This window comes from Moorena sp. SIO4A5, assembly GCF_010672005.1.
Taxonomy (GTDB): domain Bacteria; phylum Cyanobacteriota; class Cyanobacteriia; order Cyanobacteriales; family Coleofasciculaceae; genus Moorena.
The window spans coordinates 1-3,153 of sequence record NZ_JAAHHZ010000568.1; the positions used below are offsets into that span (position 1 = coordinate 1).

At 46.4% G+C, this 3,153-nt stretch carries 6 protein-coding genes; 3 read left to right on the forward strand and 3 right to left on the reverse strand.

Going from position 1 to position 3,153, the window contains the following annotated elements; genetic code table 11:
* Positions 1–262: 262 nt before the first annotated feature.
* Together F6K57_RS41100 and F6K57_RS41105 are read left to right on the forward strand one after the other, a co-directional pair.
* The gene (locus F6K57_RS41100; protein ID WP_293074822.1) at positions 263–457 is read left to right on the forward strand and encodes a hypothetical protein; all 195 of its coding nucleotides are present in this window, start codon (positions 263–265) and stop codon (positions 455–457) included.
* A 233-nt stretch (positions 458–690) separates the two neighbouring features.
* A complete protein-coding gene (locus tag F6K57_RS41105) occupies positions 691–1,107 on the forward strand; it encodes a hypothetical protein (protein WP_293074825.1) in 417 nt (138 codons plus the stop codon).
* 115 nt (positions 1,108–1,222) lie between these two features.
* On the opposite strand, the gene F6K57_RS42370 is transcribed toward F6K57_RS41105, so the two are convergent.
* Positions 1,223–1,402 (reverse strand): anacyclamide/piricyclamide family prenylated cyclic peptide, encoded by a 180-nt coding sequence (locus F6K57_RS42370; protein WP_364306276.1) that lies wholly within the window; start codon positions 1,400–1,402, stop codon positions 1,223–1,225.
* A gap of 132 nt (positions 1,403–1,534) precedes the next feature.
* Here F6K57_RS42370 and F6K57_RS41110 point away from each other — a divergent pair, with 132 nt between their 5' ends.
* Positions 1,535–1,714 (forward strand): hypothetical protein, encoded by a 180-nt coding sequence (locus F6K57_RS41110; RefSeq protein WP_293074827.1) that lies wholly within the window; start codon positions 1,535–1,537, stop codon positions 1,712–1,714.
* A 195-nt stretch (positions 1,715–1,909) separates the two neighbouring features.
* Here the strand turns inward: F6K57_RS41110 and F6K57_RS41115 are convergent, their stop codons facing one another.
* The gene (locus F6K57_RS41115) at positions 1,910–2,374 is read right to left on the reverse strand and encodes a DUF29 domain-containing protein (protein WP_293074830.1); all 465 of its coding nucleotides are present in this window, start codon (positions 2,372–2,374) and stop codon (positions 1,910–1,912) included.
* A gap of 149 nt (positions 2,375–2,523) precedes the next feature.
* The gene (locus F6K57_RS41120) at positions 2,524–2,772 is read right to left on the reverse strand and encodes a hypothetical protein (protein ID WP_293067473.1); all 249 of its coding nucleotides are present in this window, start codon (positions 2,770–2,772) and stop codon (positions 2,524–2,526) included.
* Positions 2,773–3,153 lie beyond the last annotated feature (381 nt).

The following is a 3,153-nucleotide window of genomic DNA, read 5'->3' on the forward strand; positions in this document are numbered from 1 at the left end:
CCCAAGCCAGGTAAGGATTTGATTTGAATCAGCCATCCCTACTCATCACAGCTTGACTCCTAGGCATGATTAATTCTCAATTTTAAGGCAGTAGCTCCAGAAATCTTAAAAACGTACCCTTGTAAGGATGGGGAGATGGGGAGATGGGGAGATGGGGAGATGGGGAGAGAATCGTAGGGTGGGCAGTGGCTACGGGGGGAAATTGACAAGCAGCAGAAGCGTAGGGTGGGCAGTGGCTGTTGCCTGAAATTGGCCAGCAGCCGTGAAGCTATCATCAGCCACTGCCCACCAGACAGGAACTTTTTTTACTCTCTGTGTCATGCATTACCAGATGCGATCGCTTCCATTTTCAGATGGGGAGATGGGGAGGAATCGTAGGGTGGGCAGTGGCTGTTGCCTGAAATTGGCCAGCAGCCGTGAAGCTATGATCAGCCACTGCCCACCAGAGTTTTGGTAGAATCGGCAGCAGAAGCGTAGGGTGGGCAGTGGCTGTTGCCTGAAATTGGCTAGCAGCCATGAAGCTATGATCAGCCACTGCCCACCAGACAGGAACTTTTTTGGCGTTGCTGAATTAAGGAATGAATGCGCGATCATCTGGTTTTATTAAAGCCCCCGTGGGTCCCCATCTGTCAAAAAGCGAAGCATCCGCTAATTCCCCCCAAAGTTGGGGGGTTAGGGGGGCGGGGGACTTTGACAGTTTTTTCCCCCCAGAATTGGGGGGCTAGGGGGGCGAAACCATACCCAGAATTAGCAACGCCACTTTTTTTACTCTATCTTTCATGCATTACCAGATGCGATCGCGCTGTACTTCAGGATGCATCTAATTATTGCTGTTTGACCCAGTGGGTGGAACAGGCATCTTGCCTGTTTCCTGCCTTGGAACCGGCATCTTGCCGGTTATCAATATTCCATCCCAGGCAGGATGCCCACCCCACTCCTATTCATGCCGCCCCTCATATCAAGGCTTTTGCCAACCCTATAAACCCAAAAAGAAGCCTGCTCGCCGATGCCACTGGGGTAGCAAGCTCCTTTCAAGTCAGCCCTCAGTTTCGAGTGCGACTCTACCTTCTGGGACTAATGCCCGCCAAGCACGCCCGTGCCAGGTAACCGAAAACGAGTTAGTAGCACAGGTAGCTCGCCAATTTATCCAGGCAAATCGTGCGCCATCCGAGATCAAAAAGGGGTTTTGACATTTTGATCGGATAGTGGTAATTTAAGGGTGCTACTCTGCGTCGTCGCCCGCAAAAGGTTCATACCAACTCCCCTTCCCGGACCCTGCACAGTACTGGGAGAGAGACTCGGAGACTGACTCCTCATTTTGCCTTGCTACCCCGTTACGAGAAACAGGAGCGGTCTGTTTAGGTAGGAGTTTTTTCTTTCTTGGGCATGGTTTCATCTCCATAGAATTAAACTTTCTGTGGTTTAGCTTATTGAGTTGGCTCTGCCTGTGTCAATAGGTTTTTTCATAAGTTTTGTTACGTGGGGAGTGGGGAGATGGGGAGATGGGGAGATAGGGTGATGGGGAGATGGGGAGATGGGGAGATGGGGAGATAGGGAGATAGGGATAATCGTAGGGTGGGCAGTGGCTAGCAACGGAATTAGCCAGAGCCGTGAATATATCATCAGCCACTGCCCACCAGCCAGAGCTTTTTTTTGTAGTCTATCTGTAAACCATGCTTCAGATGCGAGTCACGCGATCGCGTTCTACTTCTAGGCTAACTGTAGTATCTGTGGAATCGGTAACTCTTTATTAACTTGGCTATAGGCTTACAAATATAGGCGATGGCGGCCTAAAAAAGTAGTATTCCTCGATGGTAACTCTTTCCCCGACTCCCGATTCCCGACTCCCTCGGTGCGCTTGACCCGTAATTAAATTCGCCACGGGTCGCACCGCTCCCGACTCCCGGGGTTAGTCGAAAAACCAATTTTCCTTCAAAACTTCTGCTAAAGATGCGGGAGGGTCTTCTGGGAAAAAAGCAATCGGTTTATCCATTAAACTTCCCATCACTTTCTTGGCATCTAGGTAAGTGTTGGCAAAGATTTCAGACAAATAAGGCTTTAAGCTAGGACTATCTAACAATTCATCTCGAATCTGTTGACGAAATGTTGTAATTTCGGCTTTCCATTTATTAGCGTTGTATGCTCTTTCAGATTCCCAATACTTAAGTTTAAGTAAATGTTCCCAAAGTCGAATTAAGAGATTTTTAACTGCTCTCCTGTTCTGTTTTACTATACTTTCCAATTCATCCAATAAATTTTCCCAATCAACATGGGTAAAATCTCCCGATCGCAGTTGTTTTATAGTTGCCTCTAGCCAAAGCTGATAATCGTGATCGTATAACCTTGAGGTATTTGGCGCTGTTGATATTTTCATGAGCTTTAAGAGCCGCAATTAAATTAATGGATGAAAGGGATTTTGCTGCCAGATTTTGGTAAGCTTTTCGTGCTTGCTCCTTAACTGAGGTGGGAAGTATGGCGTAAGTTCGCCAAAAATCAGGTTAGGTGCGCTCTTACCATTAAGAATTAAATTCGCCACGGGTCGCACCTGTCGTAAAGGATTTCATTAAGCTCCTTAACTTGATTGGTAGCAATATCTGCTTCTGCTCGCTTCATCAGGCTGTCTAGCTTTCCAGAGCTTAGGTCAGATTCTAGCTGCTGGTCCCACTTATGATCTAAATCATCTAAATATTTCTGTAAGCGGGCTGCCAGCTCTCGAATCTCGCTGTTTGGTAATTGTCGAATAGCTGTTTCAATTTGATCAAGGGTTAACATAAACTAGTTTAGTATTTACATTGATACTATATTAGTATAGCGGTTTTCAATGTGGTGAGGTACAAAGTCCTAGGTGTTCCCAGATCCGCTGTTACCTGTTCCCTTTGCTATCAAAATACTATTACGTAAACGAACGAGTAAACTTGTGATGGAAAATAAAGTAATCGATGTGAGTGGTCTAAGTCCAAAACAGATTGCTATCATTACAGAAATTGTTGAAACTTTTAAGTTAGTTGCTCAACAAAAAGGGTAATCGGGAGTCGGGAATCGGGAATCGGGAGTCGGGGAGATGGGGAGATGGGGAGATGGGGTGATGGGGAGTTTGATTAGAATGTGTAGTGTGAGCTTTGGTATCAATAATACTCTTAGCTTTAATCGCTA

Excerpts from the sequence above, each read along its gene's own strand:
- F6K57_RS41115 (WP_293074830.1), bottom strand. The coding sequence starts at position 2,374 with ATGAAAATATCAACAGCGCCAAATACCTCAAGGTTATACGATCACGAT.
- F6K57_RS41120 (WP_293067473.1), bottom strand. The coding sequence starts at position 2,772 with ATGTTAACCCTTGATCAAATTGAAACAGCTATTCGACAATTACCAAAC.
- F6K57_RS42370 (WP_364306276.1), bottom strand. The coding sequence starts at position 1,402 with ATGGAGATGAAACCATGCCCAAGAAAGAAAAAACTCCTACCTAAACAG.
- F6K57_RS41110 (WP_293074827.1), top strand. The coding sequence starts at position 1,535 with ATGGGGAGATGGGGAGATAGGGAGATAGGGATAATCGTAGGGTGGGCA.